General features: G+C 71.0%; 24 protein-coding genes. 11 read left to right on the top strand and 13 right to left on the bottom strand.

Features of this window, described 5'->3' with window-relative positions:
- Positions 1 to 35: 35 nt before the first annotated feature.
- A complete protein-coding gene (locus tag ACZ5TL_RS08350) occupies positions 36 to 257 on the bottom strand; it encodes a hypothetical protein (RefSeq protein WP_468588605.1) in 222 nt (73 codons plus the stop codon).
- Positions 258 to 613: 356 nt separating this feature from the next.
- Between ACZ5TL_RS08350 and ACZ5TL_RS08345 the strand changes: the two genes are divergently transcribed.
- The 5 genes from ACZ5TL_RS08345 (at position 614) to ACZ5TL_RS08325 (ending at position 4064) form a co-directional block, all read left to right on the top strand.
- Entirely contained in the window at positions 614 to 829 is a 216-nt protein-coding gene (locus ACZ5TL_RS08345) for a hypothetical protein (protein WP_468588604.1), read from the top strand.
- Positions 830 to 1092: 263 nt separating this feature from the next.
- Complete coding sequence (locus ACZ5TL_RS08340) at positions 1093 to 1299, top strand: helix-turn-helix domain-containing protein (protein ID WP_468588603.1); 207 nt, start codon at positions 1093 to 1095, stop codon at positions 1297 to 1299.
- Positions 1300 to 1352: 53 nt separating this feature from the next.
- A complete protein-coding gene (locus ACZ5TL_RS08335) occupies positions 1353 to 1649 on the top strand; it encodes a DNA-binding protein (RefSeq protein WP_468588602.1) in 297 nt (98 codons plus the stop codon).
- Positions 1650 to 2385: 736 nt separating this feature from the next.
- A complete protein-coding gene (locus ACZ5TL_RS08330; protein WP_468588601.1) occupies positions 2386 to 3528 on the top strand; it encodes a helix-turn-helix domain-containing protein in 1143 nt (380 codons plus the stop codon).
- A complete protein-coding gene (locus ACZ5TL_RS08325) occupies positions 3525 to 4064 on the top strand; it encodes a PIN domain-containing protein (protein ID WP_468588600.1) in 540 nt (179 codons plus the stop codon). The genes ACZ5TL_RS08330 and ACZ5TL_RS08325 overlap by 4 nt, the downstream gene beginning before the upstream one ends.
- A 124-nt stretch (positions 4065 to 4188) precedes the next feature.
- On the opposite strand, the gene ACZ5TL_RS08320 is transcribed toward ACZ5TL_RS08325, so the two are convergent.
- Positions 4189 to 4566: a hypothetical protein gene (locus ACZ5TL_RS08320; RefSeq protein ID WP_468588599.1), complete on the bottom strand. Its 378-nt coding sequence runs from the start codon at positions 4564 to 4566 to the stop codon at positions 4189 to 4191.
- A 156-nt stretch (positions 4567 to 4722) separates the two neighbouring features.
- Positions 4723 to 5127 carry a restriction endonuclease gene (locus ACZ5TL_RS08315; protein WP_468588598.1) on the bottom strand — a complete coding sequence of 135 codons (405 nt, stop codon included), beginning with the start codon at positions 5125 to 5127 and terminating at the stop codon, positions 4723 to 4725.
- A gap of 437 nt (positions 5128 to 5564) precedes the next feature.
- On the opposite strand from ACZ5TL_RS08315, the gene ACZ5TL_RS08310 reads away from it, so the two are divergent.
- The gene (locus ACZ5TL_RS08310) at positions 5565 to 5969 is read left to right on the top strand and encodes an excalibur calcium-binding domain-containing protein (RefSeq protein WP_468588597.1); all 405 of its coding nucleotides are present in this window, start codon (positions 5565 to 5567) and stop codon (positions 5967 to 5969) included.
- 178 nt (positions 5970 to 6147) lie between these two features.
- On the opposite strand, the gene ACZ5TL_RS08305 is transcribed toward ACZ5TL_RS08310, so the two are convergent.
- From ACZ5TL_RS08305 to ACZ5TL_RS08260, 10 genes are all read right to left on the bottom strand, one after another.
- The gene (locus ACZ5TL_RS08305; RefSeq protein ID WP_468588596.1) at positions 6148 to 8268 is read right to left on the bottom strand and encodes an FtsK/SpoIIIE domain-containing protein; all 2121 of its coding nucleotides are present in this window, start codon (positions 8266 to 8268) and stop codon (positions 6148 to 6150) included.
- A 98-nt stretch (positions 8269 to 8366) separates the two neighbouring features.
- On the bottom strand, positions 8367 to 8534 hold the full coding sequence (locus tag ACZ5TL_RS08300) for a DUF6257 family protein (protein ID WP_468588595.1): 168 nt from the start codon (positions 8532 to 8534) through the stop codon (positions 8367 to 8369).
- Positions 8535 to 8629: 95 nt separating this feature from the next.
- The gene (locus ACZ5TL_RS08295) at positions 8630 to 9016 is read right to left on the bottom strand and encodes a RapZ C-terminal domain-containing protein (protein ID WP_468588594.1); all 387 of its coding nucleotides are present in this window, start codon (positions 9014 to 9016) and stop codon (positions 8630 to 8632) included.
- A 2-nt stretch (positions 9017 to 9018) separates the two neighbouring features.
- Entirely contained in the window at positions 9019 to 9345 is a 327-nt protein-coding gene (locus ACZ5TL_RS08290) for a hypothetical protein (protein WP_468588593.1), read from the bottom strand.
- Positions 9342 to 9515, bottom strand: a complete 174-nt coding sequence (locus ACZ5TL_RS08285; RefSeq protein ID WP_468588592.1) for a hypothetical protein — start codon at positions 9513 to 9515, stop codon at positions 9342 to 9344. Before ACZ5TL_RS08285 ends, ACZ5TL_RS08290 begins: the two co-directional genes overlap by 4 nt.
- Entirely contained in the window at positions 9512 to 10846 is a 1335-nt protein-coding gene (locus tag ACZ5TL_RS08280) for a hypothetical protein (protein ID WP_468588591.1), read from the bottom strand. Before ACZ5TL_RS08280 ends, ACZ5TL_RS08285 begins: the two co-directional genes overlap by 4 nt.
- Positions 10843 to 11043 carry a hypothetical protein gene (locus ACZ5TL_RS08275; RefSeq protein WP_468588590.1) on the bottom strand — a complete coding sequence of 67 codons (201 nt, stop codon included), beginning with the start codon at positions 11041 to 11043 and terminating at the stop codon, positions 10843 to 10845. The genes ACZ5TL_RS08280 and ACZ5TL_RS08275 overlap by 4 nt, the downstream gene beginning before the upstream one ends.
- Positions 11040 to 11411, bottom strand: coding sequence for a DUF6907 domain-containing protein (locus ACZ5TL_RS08270; RefSeq protein ID WP_468588589.1), 372 nt, complete (start codon positions 11409 to 11411; stop codon positions 11040 to 11042). The genes ACZ5TL_RS08275 and ACZ5TL_RS08270 overlap by 4 nt, the downstream gene beginning before the upstream one ends.
- Entirely contained in the window at positions 11408 to 12034 is a 627-nt protein-coding gene (locus ACZ5TL_RS08265; protein ID WP_468588588.1) for a hypothetical protein, read from the bottom strand. Before ACZ5TL_RS08265 ends, ACZ5TL_RS08270 begins: the two co-directional genes overlap by 4 nt.
- The gene (locus tag ACZ5TL_RS08260) at positions 12031 to 12426 is read right to left on the bottom strand and encodes a hypothetical protein (RefSeq protein WP_468588587.1); all 396 of its coding nucleotides are present in this window, start codon (positions 12424 to 12426) and stop codon (positions 12031 to 12033) included. The genes ACZ5TL_RS08265 and ACZ5TL_RS08260 overlap by 4 nt, the downstream gene beginning before the upstream one ends.
- Positions 12427 to 12575: 149 nt before the next feature.
- Between ACZ5TL_RS08260 and ACZ5TL_RS08255 the strand changes: the two genes are divergently transcribed.
- The 5 genes from ACZ5TL_RS08255 to holA all read left to right on the top strand — a co-directional run bounded on the left by ACZ5TL_RS08255 (position 12576) and on the right by holA (position 18420).
- The gene (locus ACZ5TL_RS08255; protein WP_468588586.1) at positions 12576 to 15188 is read left to right on the top strand and encodes a ComEC/Rec2 family competence protein; all 2613 of its coding nucleotides are present in this window, start codon (positions 12576 to 12578) and stop codon (positions 15186 to 15188) included.
- 4 nt (positions 15189 to 15192) lie between these two features.
- Complete coding sequence (locus tag ACZ5TL_RS08250; RefSeq protein ID WP_468588585.1) at positions 15193 to 16023, top strand: arylamine N-acetyltransferase family protein; 831 nt, start codon at positions 15193 to 15195, stop codon at positions 16021 to 16023.
- A 172-nt stretch (positions 16024 to 16195) separates the two neighbouring features.
- Entirely contained in the window at positions 16196 to 17077 is an 882-nt protein-coding gene (locus tag ACZ5TL_RS08245; protein ID WP_468588584.1) for a YceI family protein, read from the top strand.
- A 38-nt stretch (positions 17078 to 17115) separates the two neighbouring features.
- On the top strand, positions 17116 to 17361 hold the full coding sequence (locus ACZ5TL_RS08240) for a hypothetical protein (protein WP_468588583.1): 246 nt from the start codon (positions 17116 to 17118) through the stop codon (positions 17359 to 17361).
- 69 nt (positions 17362 to 17430) lie between these two features.
- The gene (gene holA / locus ACZ5TL_RS08235; protein ID WP_468588582.1) at positions 17431 to 18420 is read left to right on the top strand and encodes a DNA polymerase III subunit delta; all 990 of its coding nucleotides are present in this window, start codon (positions 17431 to 17433) and stop codon (positions 18418 to 18420) included.
- Positions 18421 to 18576 lie beyond the last annotated feature (156 nt).

The following is an 18576-nucleotide window of genomic DNA, read 5'->3' as shown; positions in this document are numbered from 1 at the left end:
GCACCGAGCCGGCTACGGGTTCCTCCGGGCGAGCGCTACTTCGACTGCGGCTTGAACGGGTCGAGGCGCAGCACATGCACGACAGCCGTGATCATGAACGCCCAGACTGCCGTTGGGAATAGAGCGTTGACATTCGGCTGTACCACGGCGAAGCCGAACACGGTTGCGCTCCCCACGAAGTACGTAGCCGCCACCCACACGGGTACGACGCCGCGCCGCCACGCCACCGTGAACGGTACGAAGGCGAAGACGGACATGCTGACCAGTGGCACCGCCGCCCACGCCCACCGCTGCCAAGGCTCGCGGAACATGCGCGGCCGTGGTGAGTACGTCAGGTGAGCGTTCGATGCAGGGTCCCCGTGTACGGACATGGCGCACAGCATGGCCCGCCTGGGCAGCGGATGACGGCCGTTTGCCGATACTGCATCCGAGATTGTCACCGCGTGAACCGCTGCGGTGTGGGGCGGGTGCCAGCGTCACGGGTTCGCTGCCACGCGTTGTGTGGGCCGGCCGAGACGCAGCCGCAGCTTGGCGCTGCGGTGGCGTCCGGTCACAAGCTGTAACCGGTCGAGGGGCAGAGGCGTCCTGAGAACAACACCACTATGGGGGGGCAATGTGGTCGGGTCTGTTCTTCGCGCTGATGATCGTCGTGACGGCGGCGGTGTTCCTGCTGTTCCTCGCCTCGGGCGCGATGTTCCTCTACCTCGGGTGGACGCTCGGCCCTTGGTACGGGATCTTGACGACGCTGATGGTGATCTGTGGTGTCGCCCCGTTCGTCGCGCGGTTGATTCAGCGAGTGCCGGAACAGGGATCTTCCTCGGGAGACTGAGCAGCTGCCTGCGATGTTTCGGCCGTATGCGTGTCTGGCGTCGAGCGGCTTGGAGGCGGTGCCCGGTTCGGGTCGTGGCCTTGGGCGGAGTTCCGCGCGTACGCAACGGGATCGAGGTGTAGGACGTCAGGTGGGCAGGCTGGCCGCTGCGGGAAAAGATCAGATCAGCCTAATTCCCCCAAACGGATGACACCTTGGCAGATCGGTAGCGGCATCTCGCTGGACACCCGACGACGAGGCCATCTACCTGGAGGAGACTCGTTATGCCCGCCACCGTCCCTACCCTCGACGAGATCAGGAAGTGGCCAGCGACGGTCAGCGTCCCGCAGGCCGCGACCGCGCTCGGCATCTCAAAGACGTACCTGCACGCGCTGATCAAGCAGGGCGAGTCGCCGGTGAAGGTGCTGCCGCTGAACGGCCGCCACCGCGTGATCACCGCGTCGCTGGTGCGGCTACTGGAAGCCGCCTGATGCGCTGGCTCATCGACACGAAGAGACTCGCCCGAACCGGTTCAGGAGTACCTATGGCCACCAAGGCCTACGAGCGCTACGGCGTTCCCGTCCCCCCGCAGGACCCGAACCAGGAGTACATGACCGTCCAGGAGACGGCCCACGTCCTCCACTGCTCCGTCTCGTGGCTCCGCCGATTCCTCCGGGTCAACCCGGAGCTCTGCGGCCGAAACGGCAACCGCGGCCGGATCGTCACCGACCGGGAGCAGCGCGCCGCGATCCACGCCGCTCGCTCCGCCGGCGACCCGCGAAAGGGCCGCAGCATCTCGCGTCAGCGTGCTTCGCGCGGCGGCGCAGCCAGCCGTCAGTAGCGTCAGCGAGGGAGAACTCGGCCTCGCCGGGCTCACGCCGCCTCGCGGTGGCCGCTCACGATTCAGCTGCTCTCGTCGCCCGGGGCTACAGCACGGGCGGCGTGGCGAGTCATGATTCGGCGCTCGGCTCTGGGCGATCATGCTGGGTCCCCTTCGCGGGGTGTTGATCTGGCCGGGCACCCTCGCACTCGTGGCGTCGGGCGCAGCAGGGTCCCGTGGGTCGAGGCTTGGGCGGGGATCCGCGGGGGCTCGTCATGATCCGGCGGAGTTGCTCGACCAGATCTGGAGATGGGTCGGGAGCCGCATCGACACGTGCGTGGATCTCTGCGATGACCTTGTCGCCGAGGAGGGTGCGCCGCCTTTCGGCGGGTGTCAGGCAGTGGCCAAGGCAGTCGTCCGGACGCTTCGATCCGTGATCTTGATTCGCTGAGTCTGCCATGTCGAGACTCTGTCCCGGTAGGGTGCGTGAGACTCCACTCGATGGCAGGGTTTGCCCGTGCGGGTGGGCCAGTGTGCAGGCTCTTCCCTGGTACGCCAGGCTGGCGGGTATGGCTTCCATGGATCCCTAGCCAGCTAGCGGAACACGACAGGTGGCCCGCCGGCGAGACGCCCCTCGGGACCCAAGGGCTCCGCAGGCTGCTTGAGCAGCAGTTTTCATGCCACTGGAGATCATTTGCGCAGGTGGGAGCGCGTGCAACCTGTTTCGATTTTCGAAAATTGCGGGTATCCTGGAGGCATGCCGAACGAGGAAGAAGCCCTACAGAACCGCGTCCGGTCACTGATGCAAGCCGCGGGGATGAACCAGACCCAACTGGCCGAAGCCATCGGAATCACGAAGCCGAAACTGTCCCTGTCCCTCGGCGGGGATCGCCACTTCTCTACCTTTGAGTTGGCGGCCATCGCGGAGCAGTTCCATACAACCGTGGACTATCTCCTCAGTGGGAAACAGCCGCCGACGGCCGCGCTCGCCGCACGCGACGACTCGCATGAGTCGCCGGCGTGGGAGGTGGCTGTGAAGCGTGCCGAGGCCCTCGATGAGACTGAGGCCGCGCTCAACGATCTCGGCATCGCGAAGGTCCTTTCACCGCTCGCTGACTGGGAGCGCCCTACGCTCAGTGGACTAGCGATCGCCGACGGGCCCACGCTGGCTGTTGCTGCGCGCAAGCTCCTCCCCGACGACTTCCGTGCCGACATGCCCAGCGCGATCGAAGGCGCCTTTGGTATTCACGTCACCGCCCAGACGTTCGGCCCCGGCTTCGACGGCCTCTCCTGGCGGAGCGGGGACTGCCGAATCATAGTGATCAACACTGATGCCGCCTGGAGCCGTCAACGCTTCACTCTGGCTCACGAACTGGAGCATCACCTGGCGGGCGACGTTGACACCCAGGGCCTCCTCGTCGACACGGACGTGATGTCGACGCACCACCGCATCCCAGAAATGCGCGCCAATGCATTCGCGGCCGCGCTGCTGATGCCAGAGCAAGAGGTCCGGGAACACGTCAAAGGCACGGTGACGCCAGCATTGTTCGCGTCCCTGGTCGGCGTGTTCCTCGTCTCCTCCGACGCTCTGGCGTGGCGGCTGAAGAATCTAGACCTCGTCGATGACGCCGAGCGGAGCAGGCTCGCCAGCATGTCCGCAGCCGAGGCGGCGCGAAAGGGCGGTTGGGAAGACCGCTACTTCGACCTGGTTAAGCATCAGAGCAGGCAGCGGCCACCAGAGGCACTCGTGCTGCGTTCACTGCGGGCATTCGTGGCAGGCGACATCAGCGCTCAGTGGCCGGCGCGCGTCCTCGGCTGCGATGCGGAGTTGCTCCATGAGGCCTTGGACGGCGCGGCAAGCGAGGTGGCCGACGACAAGGAACCGGTGTTCACTCCGTGACGATCCTGGTGACCGACGCCTGCTCTTTGATCAACTTTGCTGCGTCAGGCGATATGGAGGTGCTCAACTCCGGCCTTTCGGTCCGCACGCCTCGTTGCACGCAGGCTGTGGATGCTGAGCTGCGCAAATGGGTCCACAACTTTCCGGGACTGCAGCGTCTGCTTGATGAGAGCTGGCTTGGTGAGCCGATCGAGCTCAACCGGGTGGAGGACCGGAAAGACGTCGGTCGTCTCCGTACCGCGCTTGGTGGTACTCGCAACGAGCCGACCCTCCATCTGGGAGAGGCCGAGTCCATTCACGCGATACTCACGCGTGCTGAGCTCTCCGGGGCGGTACTGCTGACCGACGACCGAGACGCGAGCCGCATGGCAGGGCGTCGCAGCCTCACCGCTTGGGACACCACTCGACTGCTCGCGGACTTCCATTTCAGTGGGGATCTGGAGTGGGACCATGCTCGACAGATCCTTGAGCGGATGGAGCAAGCAGGCCGCGGGGTCCGCATACCCGCGAGCTATCACGAATTCGTACAAGGCTGACCAGTGATCCTCCAAACCCCTAGCCGCGACAGGGCGGGAGGCGGCGCGAGGGTGACAGAACCCCCGTATGCGGGGCCCTGGAGGGACCCGCGACCTGCCTCCCTGCCCTCCCTGATGACGGTGGTCAGAACCCGCGCGGCACCTCGCGGGTGAGGTACTCGGCGACAGGCGGCCATCCGCCCTCCAGCGGCATGCCAAGCTCTGCGAGCTCCACACCGAACGCGTCAATCACAGCCGTATGCGTGATCCGTCCTGAGCCCCCAGGCACAGGCCGACCGCGCAGAACGGCACAGACCGTGCCGATCAGGCTGGTGGCCTCGTCTCGGTGCCCGTTCTCCCACAGCCACACGACCGCCTCGCACACCTTGGTGCTGGGACGTAGCCCGTCCCCCCTCTGCTCGATCGCGGCGGCCTCGTACTGGCCGAGCCCGTACAGGGCGGTGGCCAGAATGTCGGCGGGCACGGCTAAGTGGCCGTAGGGGACAGCTGGCTTGCTGCTCATGCGCATGCTCCTTCGTGTCGGACGATCCGTTGGACGCTGCCCATCGGCAGCGCGGTCGATGCGTCAGCGGACGCCAGCCTGGTGGGTGCAGCGCCACGCGTTGTGTGCCCGCCGGCCGACGCGCAGCCGGAGGCGTGGCGCCGCGGCGCCTGGCGTTTACTGCATCCAAGGAGCTGGTCCGGTGCGGGTGGCCCACGCGGCGAGGGCGCTCTCGTCGAACATCCGGATGCCATGGTGCCCTGCGTACTGGGCTGCTGGCCGGGTGAAGACTGAGGTGGTGACGACTGCGGCGATCTGGGCGCCGTGGACGCTGTAGCAGGTCCCTCCGAACCGCTGAAGGTCAGGTGAGCCGACCTTGGTGGTGGGGCCGTACCGCTTGCACTGGATGACGACCCGCTGGCCGTCTGGGGCCGTAGCAATGACATCCGCCCCGAGATCCCCGGCGCCTCCCACCACTTGGACGCCCGAGCAGCCGTCGCGCTCGCAGAGGAAGGCGATGGCGTGCTCGAACTCGCGCGGGTTCATGGCGTGGTAGCGGGCCACCTCGGTGGACTGCAGCATAAGAACGTGCTGAAGCTCGGCCGCTCGTCGGTCCCAGCTTATGCCGAGTGCGATAGCGCCGCCGATGAGTGGCAGGACAAGGAAGAGGGCTCCGATTCCGTTCCCGTCGACCCAAATGAGCAGGGCTGCCGGGAGGAGGACGGCGGCAGCTGCTGCGAACAAGCAGCCTCCGGCCCCGGTCGGCTCGGATGGTTGTGTGAAGTGATGTGTGGGCGCGCCCATGGTCCCCCCCAGGGATTGTGCGAGGTGGGGATGGTATCGGCCTGGTGGCCAGAGAGGTGTCCGGGCCGGATCATCTGCGACTCCTTGGCCTCCTGTGCGGCTGAGGTGCGGACTTTTGGAGCCGGTGGTGCACTTGACGTGGGGCTGGTCGGCAGGAGGTTGCCATGGCTGGCAGCGCGAGACGTGACGGCCCGATACGGCGATGGTGGGCTCGCATGGGCCTGTTGGCCCGCATCGTGGTCATCGTGCTGGGGTTACTGATCGCGTTCATCGCGTTGGGCGGCGTACTGGAAGCGTGCGGGGCGGCGGAGGACGAGCCCGAAGGGCCACCTGTGACGAGCAGCAGCGTGGACACGTCGCCCCCTGCATCGCCAGATGCGACCGGGCTGCCGACCGCAGATACCGAGGTGCCAACCGTGCCCACCGCCACGGTTACGGAGACCGAGACGACCACCGAGGAAGCGACGTCGGAGCCGCCAGCGAGCAGTCCGGCCGAGGATGTGTACTACGAGAACTGCGATGAGGCTCGGGCTGCCGGCGCCGCGCCGTTGTTCGTCGGAGAGCCCGGGTACGGGCCGCACCTGGACCGTGACGGCGACGGGGTCGCGTGCGAACCCTGATCCGGCGCGGAAACGGCTCCCAGAGATGCGCCGCCCACCCCCTCTATGGCCACTACTGCGCAGGTCAGCGGCCACTACACCCCCCTATACGCGGATAGCGGCCCCCCTCTAGATCCACTGGTGTGGGTAGAGGGGGACCGCAGGGGTGTCCGGGCGGTGCTTGTAGAGGGGGAGGGGTCTACCGGGCGTCGAGCAACTCGGGCGGAACGGCCGCCTCAAGGTCCTCGCGCCGGTAGCCGGCGAGGTTCTTCCCGCCGATGTTCACCTGCTTCGTGGTGCGCTTCACGCCCGCGTCCTCCAGCTCCTTGGCGAGGCGTTCGGCGTCCCAGTCGCCGTAGTCCTGGTCGAGGTTCTCCAGCCGCTGGAGCAGGTCCACGGTGTGCATGCGGGCGGTGTGCCGCATCACCGTGAGGCAGTCGGACAGCACGGGCGCGATGGTGAAGCCGGCCTGGTCAGCCGCGGCGGTGACGTCCTTGACGGCGTCGCCGGTGAGCTGGTTGTGCTTCTGCCGCAGGGCGCGGCCGCGCTGGCACAGTTCGGCGAAGTCGGGGCCGGGCAGGAAGTCGGCGCGCACGGTGACGAACGAGGCGGGGCCGGTGACGAGCACGCCGGTGCCCTTGTGGTCCTCGGACAGCACGGAAGCGTCCGCGCCCTGGGCGGCCTTGCCCTTGCCGAGCACCATGTCGCTGGAGGTCTGGTCGACGACCTGCGTGCAGTACCGCAGGGTGATGATCTCCCGCAGCTTGGTCGGCACCGAGTCGGCGTCGGGCCGCTGCGAGGCGAAGTTGCTGATGAACCCGGCTGCCGGGCCGCGCCGGGCGATGCGGCACAGGTCGTTGATGACCTGGTCGCGGTCCTCCTTCTCCATGGCGGTGAAGTACTCCTGCAACTCGTCGATGGTCACGAAGATGACCGGCAGGTTGTACTTCTCGACGATCGCCGGGGTCAGCTTGCCCTCGGGGCACACGGAGACGGGCAGGCCGCGCAGCAGGACGAAGCGGCGCTCCATCTCGGCCAGCAGCTCCTTCAGCATGGCCTTCAATGCCTCGACGGCGTCGTCCTCGGCGCCCATGACGAGGCGGTGCGCGACGGCCTTCATGGGCATCCAGTCGGCTCCGCCCTTGCCGTCGGCGACGTAGTGCCGCACGTAGGGATCGAGCAGCCCGGCCGCGGTCATGAGGCGCTGCGTGAACGTCTTACCGCGGCGGGGCAGGCCGCCGAAGAACAGCGACTGCCACATGACGGGCACGGTGATGCGGGTGCCGCGGGCGTCCTGCCCGAACGGGATCGGGTCCCACACGGAGAACGTCTCGGCCTTGACCAGCGGCGACGGCACCGGGTCGCCGAGGTAGGGGTCGTCGTCCGCGACCCACATGGACACCCGCCCGGCGTTGCCGCCGGCCGCCGCACGGACGCGGGAGGCGATGACCTGGATCTCGTCGCCGCCGAGCTCGGCGGCGATGGCCGTGCGCTTGGCGAGCACGTCAGCGGCGGTCTTCCCGCCGCCCTTGGGCAGGTCGAAGATGACGGCCCAGCCGCGCCCGTCACGGACCGGGCCCATGACGCAGGTGACGCGCGGCCCGTCGTCGTCGCCCTTGCCCTGCTTCAGCAGGCCCGCAGCGCGCAGGGCGTCGTTGAGCTGCTGGGCGGTCATGTCGACCCGCAGCGGCGGCGTCGGGTTGTCGAGCAGCTGCACGTCATCGCCCCGGCCCAGGAAGACGAGGGGGATCGTCACGGCGGCGGCCATGCCGGCCTGCAGGGGCGTCGGCGCCAGCGGCCAGCCTGTGGCAGCGCCCACTACAGCGATCGCAGCGGCGCCGAAGCGCCAGCGGCGGGCGAGGGTGCGTTCGCGGTGCAGCAGCGCGTACCGGACGGCGAGGTCGACGTCGTCGGGCTTGACCTTCAACTGCGCGCGCAGGGCCTTCACGGCTGCGCTCTGGTCGTGCGCGGTGAGCGTCGGCCACAGGCCGCGGGATGCCCGCCACAGGCCCTTTGTGGCGAGCCACGTCATGCGGAACGCGTACTTGGGGACGCGCAGCAGGTGGTAGCGGGAGTGCCACCAGGACAGCCGGCAGAACGCCGCCGTGTTGGCCTTCAGGGACGCCGCGGAGCGGGCCCAGGGCGGGAGGATCGGCAGGTCCGGGACGGTCAGCCAGTCGGCCAGCGGGTTATCCGGCCGGTCAACGGCCTCGACCTCGGTCGTCTCCTCGACGGTGGGCTGCTCGGGCGCGAACTTGAGCAGGCTCACCTGCGGCTTGTCGTGCCCGTTGATTGCGGGCTTGGGCAGGGTGTCCGTCATGATGGCCTCTCCTGTTTCGTGACGTATTGCGTGACGGAATTGCAGGGGCCCGGGGTGGCCGGTTTTGCCTGGCAGCTGACGGCCGCCCCGGGGTGGAGCTACTTCTTCGCGGCCCGCTTCCGGGCCTTCTCCTTGATGCGCTCGATGCCGCGGTCGATGTCGGGCTGGTGGGTGATGCCGGCGGCGGCGCGGCGGGCTCCTCGGAGTTCCAGGCGGACGATGGCGGCCTTCTCGCCGAGCGTCAGCTTCACGTCGGGCTCAGGCATCGGGGCTCCTCTCGGGCGGGCCGGGCTGTCCGGCCCCACCGCACCCCCGCAGATGTCTGGCATGCCAGACACCGAACGGGGGACGGAAGGGCAGGTCAGCGCTGCACGACGGGCTTGTCGAGGTCCCGGTGCCGGAGGCTGACGTCGTAGCCGCGGGCGGTGAGCTGGTCGGCGAGAGCCTGAGCGACCGTCGGGGCCCGGTGCCGGCCGCCCGCGCACCCGGAGGCGACGGTGACCGCTCCGGCGGACGGCCCGGCAGCGAACGCGGCCACGCAGTCGACGACGCTAGACACCAGATGCTGAATGCCGGGCGTGGTCAGGACGGCCAGCCGTACCGGCTCGTCGGCCGCGGTCATGTAGCGCAGCTTCGGGGAGACGTGCGGGTCCCGGAAGTGGTGGCGCAGGTCGACGGTCAGGTGCGCGCTGGGCGGGGCGTCGTGCAGGTAGCCGAACGAGATGATCTCTACGGGCGTGTTCTGCATGGTCAGCGGCCTTTCTGGTAGTCGCGCCACATGTCCCGCAGGACGAGGACGACGATCGCGGCGACGCCGCCGAGGATGGCCAGCGCGACCGACGCGAACGCGATGCCGACGCCGCCGACGCACACGGCGCAGGCGATGCCGAGCCACTCGCCCGCGCTGCGGCGCTGCTTCGGCTGGTGGTGCTGGCAGTGCTGTGCCGGCGTCGGGGCCTGCTGCTGCATGGCCTGCTGGGTCGCGAGGACGGCGGCGACGATCCGGGCGACGTCTGTGCTGCCCTCGGCCTCGCGGACGGCGGCCTCGGCCTTGTCGAGGGGGGTCGGCTCGGTCATCGCGCCCACCTCCCCGGCAGGGGCAGGTACGGGCGCGCTACGGCACCGAGGACGAACGCGACGAGCAGGGGCTTGGATGCCACCCCGTCGACGACGGACGCGGTCACGTCGAGGGCCTGCGGGACGGCGAGCAGCACACCGAGCAGGGCGCCGAGGAGAAGCCACTTCATGACCGCTCACCTCCGACGACATCGCGGCGCAGGTCGGTCGCTTCTCGACGCGACAGGCCGAGTTCGTCCTGCAACGTCTTGATGGTCACCGGCCGGTTCGTCGACCTGACCGCCTCCCGGTTCAGCCTGCGGGCCTCACGGCGCAGTTCAGACGGGGTGCGAATGATCTGCTCAGTGACCACCTGGCGACCGGTCTCGGCGGGCAGAGCGTTGGTCACGGGCGGGGGCTGGCCGATGGTCGTCTGGAACGGGAACTTGTGCGCCCACGGGTCCACCGCCGTGGTGTCCGGGGTGACCGCCTGCGCGACCGTCCAGCGCGGCGCGGAACTGTCGCGCGGGAACTTCGGGGCGTCCTTCCAGACGTGCAGCAAGCTCTGCCGGGTGGTCATCTCGACCGGCTCGGGCCGGGCCACGATCGGCAGCAGCCGCACACCGTCCGGGACCACCGTCGGGCGCGGGGCGGGTGGAAGCTCGGGCCGCTCCTCGGGCACCCGCTCGACGGTCACCTCGATGTCGTCCTGCCACGGCGACGGCAGGGCGATCGTGGCGAGGGAGGCGGCGTGCCGGCGGGCGGCGAGCAGCTCCAGCAGCTTGGTGCGCTGCTCCTCGGACGCGTCGGCCTGCGCCTTGCCCACGGCCACGGACAGGCGCCGGGCCACCCGGGCACGACCGCGGGCCTTGGGGCCCATATCGGCGAGCCTGGCGGCCAGGGCGACGGCCTTGACGGTCCACCGGTCGCGGGTGATCTGCTCGGCGGTGCGGTCGCGGGTGGCCAGCCCGAGGCGGGACAGCAGCCGCTCGCGCGCCTCGCGGGCGAGCAGGGCGGGCAGGCTGCCGGAGTCGGTGCCGGGCTTGGCGTGCCGGAGCTCGATGCCCATGGCGAGGTGCCACAGCAGGGCGGCGAGGACCGGGCCGACGACGGCGCGGACGGTGCCGCCGACGATGCCGGACTCGGAGTAGGCGGGGATGACCTGGACGCCGGTGATGACCCACACCAGGACCCCGGGGGCGCCGGGCGCTCCGTGGGTGCGGAGGTTCTGGCGGGCCATCAGGGCGCAGGCGAACAGGGCGAGCTCAGCGGCGGCGAACATCGCCGCGCGCTCGGCTGTCGACACCATGTCGAGGCTGTGCTCAGCGAACCGCCACGACGTGTCACCGCTGTACGCGGTGCACGCGAGGGCGGCGAGCGCGGCGACCAGGACGGCGGCCGGGGTGCGGCGCGCGGCCCGTCGGCCAGCCACGGCGAGCGCGACGACAGCGGCCAGGACCACGACGGCCACGAGGACCGCGGGCAGGGGGTGGGCTTGCGCCCAGGTGAGTACGGGGTTCATTCGCCCAACTCCTTCGGGGCGGCGGCGCGCACGGCACGGTGCGCGGCGAGGCAGACGCCCTCGCGGTCGCGGCGCTCGTTCGCTTCGAGCAGCGCGGCCATCAGGGCGGGGACAGAGGGGAGGGGCCGGGCGGACCGGGCCGCCGCGCGCAGGGCGGCAGCCTCGGTCGGTCGACTCACCAGGGCGGTGCCGCTCATCGGTCACCTCGGGCGAGGATCTCGGCGAGCTCACGGCCGAGGGCGCGCAGCCGGGCGGCGGCTTCGACGAGGGCGTCGGCCAGCTCCTCGACCTCGTCGGGCGTGTACGACCCGGTGAGGTCCTGCTGCTCGACGTAGAGGACCACGTCGGTGGTGGCGCGGTCGGCGTACGGGGTCTGGGCGAGCATGGCGCGGAACAGGTCGATGCCGTTCGCGCCGATGGCGTGCTCGGGGCCGTAGTGGACGAGGTCGACCTTCGACTTCGGGTGGCCGCCGTGGCTGCCGGCGCACCAGTCGGGTTCGTCGATCTCCAGGGACTTCACGACGAGGACCGGCACGGTCACCGTGCGGGGGAGGTGCTGAGTCACTCGCGCTCACCCCTTGCGCGGTTCTCGGCGTGGCTGCGCTGCTCGGGGCGGGTGCGCGGGGCGTTGATCCAGGGGAAGGGGTGGGTGGTGTCGGCGGTCTTGAAGACGCGGATGGCGGCCTGCTCGGGGGCGTCGGGCAGGGGGTAGACGCGTCCTCCGTCGAGGGAGGCGAGCAGTCGGGCGCCGTGGTGCTCGCACCCGTCGGCGCCCGCGTTCGTGGCGTCGAGGACGGTGACGACGACCGGGCCCGTGCACGGGGTGGGGTCCTCGGGGTGCGCGGCCGGGCAACGCGCCGGCTCGTCGTCCGCGTCGCTGTCGGCGAGGCTGTCGTAGGCGTCGGAGACGAACTGGTCGAAGTCCCCGCCGTACAGCGGCTCGGGGGTGCCGGTGTCTACCGTGGTAGACACGGCGGGCTCGGCGCCGACGGCGCGCAGCACCAGGCGGAGCGACTCGCGGAGGGCACCGTAGGCCTCCGGGTAGGAGAAGCCGTCACGGCTGCTGTCGCCGTAGTCGTCGAGGAGCAGTTGCGCGACGCGGGTCGCGACGGCGAGGTTGCTGGGGAGGGCCGGAGGCAGGGCGCCCGCCGTGGTGGCGGGCGCCTGCTCGGCCGGGGTGCGGCTCATCGGGCGGTGCCGGCGAGGGCGGCGATGCGGGCGACGGCGGCGACGTACTCGGGCTTGCGCGGCTTGTAGGAGCGGATGAGGATCCGGACCTGGCCGAGGGTGTAGCGGGAGACGCCGTGGGTGCGGTGGGCGCGGCCACCGTGGACGGTGCGGCGGGTGCGGGCGGTCGCGGCCGGGGTGAGGCCGATCCGCTTGGCGACCGACCGGAGGCCGTTGGCGCAGCCGGCGGCGGTGGTGCGGTCGACCCCGGCGGCGATCGCCACGGTGGCGAGGCTGCGGGGGCGGCGCCGGCAGGAGGCGGTCAGGCGGGTGGCGGCGGAGCGCTGCCGGAGGACGGCGCGGAGGGTACGGCGCGTGGCGCGACGGTCACGACGGATGGCAGACTTCTGCATCAGCGGTCTCCTGGTCTAGTCAGGTAGGTCCGTCAGGCCCTCGGCGGGTGCTACCAACACCCCCGGGGGCCGCTTCTTTGCGATTTGCTAGATACAGTTCTACCTCTCGGAGACCGCCGCTTCGCCGACCTGCGGAATCTCGTACGGCCATGAGGCGCCTCCCGCACCCGCCGACGCGGCGGGCCGAGACGGGTTCCGGCGCCCGCACATCCCAGCCGGCCCCTCCCGCCCGGTCGTCCGTGCACGCCTCCTCCGGCACGCGGCTCGGTGCCGCCCGCCCACGCCAGGAAGGCCCCACGGACCTGCGGCTCGTCCCTCCCGCCCTCGCGGCCTGGGCCACGGCGGCGCTGGTACCGGGCGCGCCGCCGGGCTGGGTTCTGGTCCTCGTGGCCGGCTGTCTGGCCGTCGCGGCCCTGCTGGCGGCTCGGCGGCCGAGAGCGGCGTCGTGGCCGCGTGCGCCGGCCTGCGCCGTGCTGCTGTGTGTCGCCGCTGCCGCCGTCTCCGCCGGGCTGCACGGGGCGGATCTGCGCCGGGGGCCCGTGCCCGGTCTGGCACGGGAGTACGCGACGGTGACCGCCGAGGTCGAGCTCACGTCCGACCCGCGGCTCACCCGGCCGAAGGTCCGCGGCGATCACGTGACTCCCACGGCCGTGCTGATCGACGCCCGTGTGCGACGCGTCCACCAGGCGGACGGCGCGGTGGTGACGACACGGACGCCGGTGCTGATGATCGTGGACGCGTCCCCTTCCGGTCGGACGGCCGGGAGGCCGGGGCGGTCGCCGTGGCTGGAACTGCTGCCGTCGACGCGGCTGCGGGTCAGTGCGCGGATGGCGCCCGCGATGACGGGCGGCGACCGGGTCGCGGCCGTGCTGCGGGTGCGGGGCCGGGACGGACCCGAGGTGGTGGGTGAGCCTTCGGGGGCCCAGCGGCTCGCCGGGCGGCTGCGTGCCGGGCTGCGGGAGGCGACCGACTCACTGCCGTCGGACGCCCGGGCACTGCTGCCGGGGCTGGTCGTGGGAGACACCTCGCGCATCACGCCGGAGCTGGAGGAGGCTTTCAAGGAGACGGACCTCACCCACACACTGGCCGTGTCCGGGGCCAACTTCACGATCCTCCTGGCCTTCCTGCTCGGGCCGCCGGGCCTGGCACAGCGCGTCGAGCGGCGGGGGATCGCGCCACGCCTCGGTATCTCCCTGCGGGGCACGGCGGTGCTCGGGGGCGTGCTCTCCCTCGGGTTCGTCGTGGTGTGCCGACCCGATCCGAGCGTGGTGCGGGCCGCGGCCTGCGGTGCCGTCGCGCTGCTCGCCCTCGCGACAGGTCGCCGCAGAACGATGATCCCGGCACTGGCGACGGCGGTCCTGCTGCTGGTGCTGTACGACCCGTGGCTGGCACGGAGTTACGGCTTCCTGCTCTCCGTCGTGGCCACCGGCGCGCTGCTCACGCTCGCGCCGCGCTGGAGCACCGGTCTGCGGCGGCGCGGGGTGCCGCCGAGACTCGCCGAGGCACTGGCCGCCGCTGCCGCCGCACAGGTGCTGTGCGCGCCCGTCGTCGCCGTGCTGTCGGCTCGGGTGAGTCTGGTGGCGGTGCCGTGCAATCTGCTCACGGAGTTCGCGATCGCGCCGGCCACGGTGCTGGGCTTCGCGGCACTGGCCGCGGCCCCGATGGCGATGCCGGTGGCCAAGGCACTGGCGTGGTGCGCGCATTGGCCCGCCGAGTGGATCGCGGGGATCGCCCGGACGGGGGCGGCGCTGCCGGGGGCGGGAGTGGACTGGCCGGGCAGTTGGGCGGGCGCGGCGCTGCTCGCCGCCGTGACCCTGGTCGTCGTGCTCGTGGGACGGCGGCTCATCCGGCATCCCTGGTGGTGCGGGATCTGCGGCCTGGTGCTGACGGTGGCGGTGGTACAGCCGCCGCCACTGACCCGAACCCTCACGGGCTGGCCGCCGCCGGGCTGGCGGCTGGTGATGTGCGATGTGGGGCAGGGGGACGCCATGGTGCTGGCTGCGGGCGAGAACGCCGGTGTGGTGGTGGACGCGGGGCCCGACCCGCAGCTCGTCGACCACTGCCTGCGCTCGCTCGGCGTCACCAGGATCCCGCTGGTCGTGCTCACCCACTTCCACGCCGATCACGTCGCCGGCCTGCCAGGGGTGCTGCGCGGACGGGCGGTGGGAGCGATCGCCACGACGGCGTTCGAAGAGCCCGCGGATCAGGCCGCGTTCGTGAGGAGGCTGGCGGCGGCGCGGCGGGTACCGGTGACGCGGGCGGCGGCAGGGGAGCAGCGGCGTACGGGGGAGCTGTCCTGGCAGGTGGTGTGGCCGCCCCCGGGCCTGCCGCCGGGTTCGTCGGGCCTGCCGCCCGGTTCGTCCCCGTCGCTGCTCGCGGCCCACCCGGTGCCGGAGGGGCCGAACGACGCCAGTGTCGCCATGCTGGTCCGGTCGGCCGGACTGCGCCTGCTGCTCCTCGGGGACCTCGAACCCCCGGCCCAGCGGGCGCTGGCCAGGTCACCGGCGGCCGAGGCGCTCAAGGGCGTGGACGTGCTCAAGGTCGCCCACCACGGCTCGGCCTACCAGGATCCCGGTCTGATACGCCGGGCGGCCCCGCGGCTGGCCCTGATCAGTTGCGGTGCGGACAACAGGTACGGGCATCCGGCACCGGCCACGGTGGCGGCGCTGCGCGCCGGGGGCGCGGCGGTGCTGCGGACGGACCGGGACGGCGCCCTGGCGGTTGTGGGAGGGGGCAAAGACCTGAGGGTGGCACGAGACTGAGGGCATGAACTCAGCACAGGTTGATGCCTATCTCCGCCGACTGGGAGTCGAGCATCCGGCGTGGCCCACCGTCGACGTACTGCGCGAGCTGCATCTGCGGCATCTGCGGACCGTTCCGTTCGAGAATCTGTCGATTCACCTCGGCGAGGAGATCGTGCTGGAGGAGAAGCGGCTGCTGGACAAGGTGGTGGGCGCCAGGCGGGGCGGGTTCTGCTACGAACTCAACGGCTCCTTCGGGGCGTTGCTCGCCGCACTGGGGTACGACGTGGCGCTGCTCGCGGGGCGGGTGTACGGGGACGAGGCGCGGCTCGGGATCCCGTACGACCATCTCGCGCTGCGCGTGCGGACGGTGGACGGGGGTGACTGGCTGGCCGATGTCGGCTTCGGGGCGCACAGCCATCTGCCGCTGGCGTTCGGGGACCGCGGGGAGCAGGAGGATCCGGCGGGCACGTTCCGGATCGTCGAGGCGGAGCCGGACGCGGCCGGGGTGCGCGGGGGGCACGACACGGTGGAGGCGGCGGACCTGGACGTGATCCGGGACGGCAGACCGCAGTACCGCCTGGAGGTGCGGCCGCGGGTGCTCGGCGACTTCACGGCCGGGGCGTGGTGGCACAGCACCTCGCCGGTGTCGCATTTCACGCGGTCGCTGGTGTGTTCGCGGGTGACGGAGGACGGAGGCAGGGTCACGCTCAGCGGGCGCAGGCTCACGGTGACGGCGGCCGGGGGAACGCGGGAGGAGCGGGAGCTGGGCACGGACGAGGAGGTGCTCGGGGCGTACCGGGAGCGGTTCGGGATCGAACTCGACAGGGTGCCGACCGTGCGAAACCCCGTTTAGAGGTCAATGCGGTTCACACGGGGCTACTCGTGCGTAGTACCAGCACATCTGCTGGATTCCCGTGATGTGGTCACGTGTTGCCTCGAAAGCCTCACTGGTGGTCGAATGCGTCTTCGGCAGCTGTGATCAAGAGTGATCAACAGGCGATGTCGAGTCACACAGGGAGGCCTGGATGATCGGCCGCTGGCGGGGAAGCCGCACCCCTCGGGTACAAGGAACGAGCCCTCTGGCGGCGGTGCTGACACCGCCGAGCGCCGGGGTGCTGGCCTGCCGGGCGCTCGACCCGGTCAACGAGCCGGTCAGGCACGCGGAGTTCGCGGTCACGGACACCCTGGGGCGACCGGTGGTCAGCGGGGGAGCGGATCCGTACGGGTCGTTCATGACCACGGTGCCCGCCGGGGAGTACCGGCTCGCGGTGTCCGCGGAGGGGTACACGCCGTACCGGGCGACCACGCAGGTCGCCGAGAACGCGCTCGCGTCGCTCGGGGACGTGACGCTGCAGCCGGCCCGCCCGCCGGAGCTGCCCGATCCCGGTGACTGGGAGATCGAGCCGGCGCACTCCTCGATCGGTTTCACCGCGCGGCACATCGGACTGGCCCGGATCCACGGGCAGTTCAAGTCCTTCGCGGGAGTTGTACGGGTCGCCGACCCGGTGGAGCGTTCGGCGATGCACGTGGTGATCGACGCGGCGTCCATCGACACCAACCTGCGGATGCGGGACGACCATCTGCGGTCGGCGGACTTCCTGGACGTCGAGCGGTTCCCGACCCTGGAGTTCTACAGCGAACGGTTCGTGCACAAGGGCGGCAACCGGTGGGCCGTGAGCGGGGCGCTGTCGCTGCACGGTGTGACGCGGACGGTCACGCTGGACACGGAGTACCTGGGGCTGGGCAACGGTCTGGAGGGCGAGGTGCGGGCGGCTTGCCGGGCCACGACGGAACTGCACCGGGACGACTTCACGGTGAGCTGGCAGACGATGCTGGCGCGGGGCATCGCGGTGGTGGGGCCGAGCATCAGGGTCGACCTCGATGTGCAGGTCGTGCGCAAGGGCTGAGCGGCCGGGCCGCGAAGCGGTGTCGGACAATGTCCGGCGTGAGTGATGTGCGACATGTGCTGGTGCTGCCCGACCGTGATGCCGCGGAAGAGGTGGTGGAGGCGCTGCGGGAGCGGTTCGCGGTCGTCGAGGAGCCGCAGCTGGTGAGGGACGCGCTGGCCGGCGAGGACGACGCCGAGGACGCGCAGTGGCTGGTCGTCCTCAGGGACGAGGAGGGGCGGCTGGATCCCGGCGAGCTGGACCGGTTCGCCGGCGAGTGGGAGGGCTGGCGGGAAGAGCCGTAAACCTCGCTGAAGCGTAGGTCCCACTGATGCTCGTCCTGCCTGTCAGTGGTGCGTGGGATGCTTGTCGCGATGGCCAGGAAGACTACGAATGACGACCCCCTCGCCCCGGTGACGCTCGCCGTGGGCCAGGAGGACCTGCTGCTCGACCGCGCCGTGCAGGAGGTGGTGGCCGCCGCGAAGGCCGCCGACGCCGACACGGACGTACGCGACCTCACCTCCGACCAGGTGCAGCCCGGCACACTCGCCGAGCTGACGAGCCCGTCGCTCTTCGCGGAGCGCAAGGTCGTGGTCGTGCACAACGCGCAGGACCTCTCGGCCGACACGATCAAGGACGTGAAGGCGTACCTCGGGGCGCCCGCCGAGGAGATCACCCTCGTGCTGCTGCACGCGGGCGGGGCCAAGGGCAAGGGCCTGCTCGACGCCGCGCGCAAGGCGGGGGCGCGCGAGGTGGCCTGCCCGAAGATGACCAAGCCGGCGGACCGGCTGGCGTTCGTGCGGCAGGAGTTCCGCGCGGTGGGGAGGTCCGCCACACCGGAGGCGTGCCAGGCGCTCGTCGACGCGATCGGGAGCGATCTGCGGGAGCTCGCGTCGGCGGTCTCGCAGCTGGTCGCGGATGTCGAGGGCACGATCGACGAGGCGGTCGTCGGGCGGTACTACACCGGGCGGGCGGAGGCGTCGAGCTTCACGGTGGCCGACCGGGCCGTCGAGGGGCGGGCCGCGGAGGCGCTGGAGGCGTTGCGCTGGTCACTGTCGACCGGGGTGGCGCCGGTGTTGATCACGAGCGCGCTGGCGCAGGGCGTCCGGGCGATCGGGAAGCTGTCCTCGGCGCGCGGCGGGCGGCCTGCCGATCTCGCGCGGGAGCTGGGGATGCCGCCCTGGAAGATCGACCGGGTGCGGCAGCAGATGCGGGGTTGGACCCCGGACGGGGTGTCGGTGGCGCTGCGCGCGGTCGCCGAGGCGGACGCGGGCGTGAAGGGCGGCGGGGACGACCCCGAGTACGCCTTGGAGAAGGCCGTGGTGATCATTGCCCGGGCGGCTCGCTCCAGAGGGCGGGCCTAGCTAGGGGGCTTCTGATGGATCTCCGCAGCGCCCGGCACGCTCCCCCAAGCTCTTCGAGCAGGGGGGGACCCCCACTCGCCGCACCGGACAAAAGGCCTGGTAGCTCCGCTACAAGGCCTTCCGCCCGGCACGCCGAGAGCACGCACCGAACGCCGC

This window comes from Streptomyces sp. NPDC033136 (assembly GCF_055578235.1).
The sequence above is the reverse complement of the archived record's forward strand: the minus strand, read 5'-3'. Positions and strand labels throughout refer to the sequence as shown.

Excerpts from the sequence above, each read along its gene's own strand:
- ACZ5TL_RS08320 (WP_468588599.1), bottom strand. The coding sequence starts at position 4,566 with ATGAGCAGCAAGCCAGCTGTCCCCTACGGCCACTTAGCCGTGCCCGCC.
- ACZ5TL_RS08285 (WP_468588592.1), bottom strand. The coding sequence starts at position 9,515 with ATGAAGTGGCTTCTCCTCGGCGCCCTGCTCGGTGTGCTGCTCGCCGTC.
- ACZ5TL_RS08260 (WP_468588587.1), bottom strand. The coding sequence starts at position 12,426 with ATGCAGAAGTCTGCCATCCGTCGTGACCGTCGCGCCACGCGCCGTACC.
- ACZ5TL_RS08300 (WP_468588595.1), bottom strand. The coding sequence starts at position 8,534 with ATGCCTGAGCCCGACGTGAAGCTGACGCTCGGCGAGAAGGCCGCCATC.
- ACZ5TL_RS08310 (WP_468588597.1), top strand. The coding sequence starts at position 5,565 with ATGGGCCTGTTGGCCCGCATCGTGGTCATCGTGCTGGGGTTACTGATC.
- ACZ5TL_RS08280 (WP_468588591.1), bottom strand. The coding sequence starts at position 10,846 with ATGAACCCCGTACTCACCTGGGCGCAAGCCCACCCCCTGCCCGCGGTC.
- ACZ5TL_RS08245 (WP_468588584.1), top strand. The coding sequence starts at position 16,196 with ATGATCGGCCGCTGGCGGGGAAGCCGCACCCCTCGGGTACAAGGAACG.
- ACZ5TL_RS08255 (WP_468588586.1), top strand. The coding sequence starts at position 12,576 with ATGAGGCGCCTCCCGCACCCGCCGACGCGGCGGGCCGAGACGGGTTCC.
- ACZ5TL_RS08340 (WP_468588603.1), top strand. The coding sequence starts at position 1,093 with ATGCCCGCCACCGTCCCTACCCTCGACGAGATCAGGAAGTGGCCAGCG.
- holA (WP_468588582.1), top strand. The coding sequence starts at position 17,431 with ATGGCCAGGAAGACTACGAATGACGACCCCCTCGCCCCGGTGACGCTC.
- ACZ5TL_RS08345 (WP_468588604.1), top strand. The coding sequence starts at position 614 with ATGTGGTCGGGTCTGTTCTTCGCGCTGATGATCGTCGTGACGGCGGCG.
- ACZ5TL_RS08250 (WP_468588585.1), top strand. The coding sequence starts at position 15,193 with ATGAACTCAGCACAGGTTGATGCCTATCTCCGCCGACTGGGAGTCGAG.
- ACZ5TL_RS08305 (WP_468588596.1), bottom strand. The coding sequence starts at position 8,268 with ATGACGGACACCCTGCCCAAGCCCGCAATCAACGGGCACGACAAGCCG.
- ACZ5TL_RS08315 (WP_468588598.1), bottom strand. The coding sequence starts at position 5,127 with ATGCTGCAGTCCACCGAGGTGGCCCGCTACCACGCCATGAACCCGCGC.
- ACZ5TL_RS08330 (WP_468588601.1), top strand. The coding sequence starts at position 2,386 with ATGCCGAACGAGGAAGAAGCCCTACAGAACCGCGTCCGGTCACTGATG.
- ACZ5TL_RS08275 (WP_468588590.1), bottom strand. The coding sequence starts at position 11,043 with ATGAGCGGCACCGCCCTGGTGAGTCGACCGACCGAGGCTGCCGCCCTG.
- ACZ5TL_RS08335 (WP_468588602.1), top strand. The coding sequence starts at position 1,353 with ATGGCCACCAAGGCCTACGAGCGCTACGGCGTTCCCGTCCCCCCGCAG.
- ACZ5TL_RS08295 (WP_468588594.1), bottom strand. The coding sequence starts at position 9,016 with ATGCAGAACACGCCCGTAGAGATCATCTCGTTCGGCTACCTGCACGAC.
- ACZ5TL_RS08265 (WP_468588588.1), bottom strand. The coding sequence starts at position 12,034 with ATGAGCCGCACCCCGGCCGAGCAGGCGCCCGCCACCACGGCGGGCGCC.
- ACZ5TL_RS08350 (WP_468588605.1), bottom strand. The coding sequence starts at position 257 with ATGTCCGTCTTCGCCTTCGTACCGTTCACGGTGGCGTGGCGGCGCGGC.
- ACZ5TL_RS08290 (WP_468588593.1), bottom strand. The coding sequence starts at position 9,345 with ATGACCGAGCCGACCCCCCTCGACAAGGCCGAGGCCGCCGTCCGCGAG.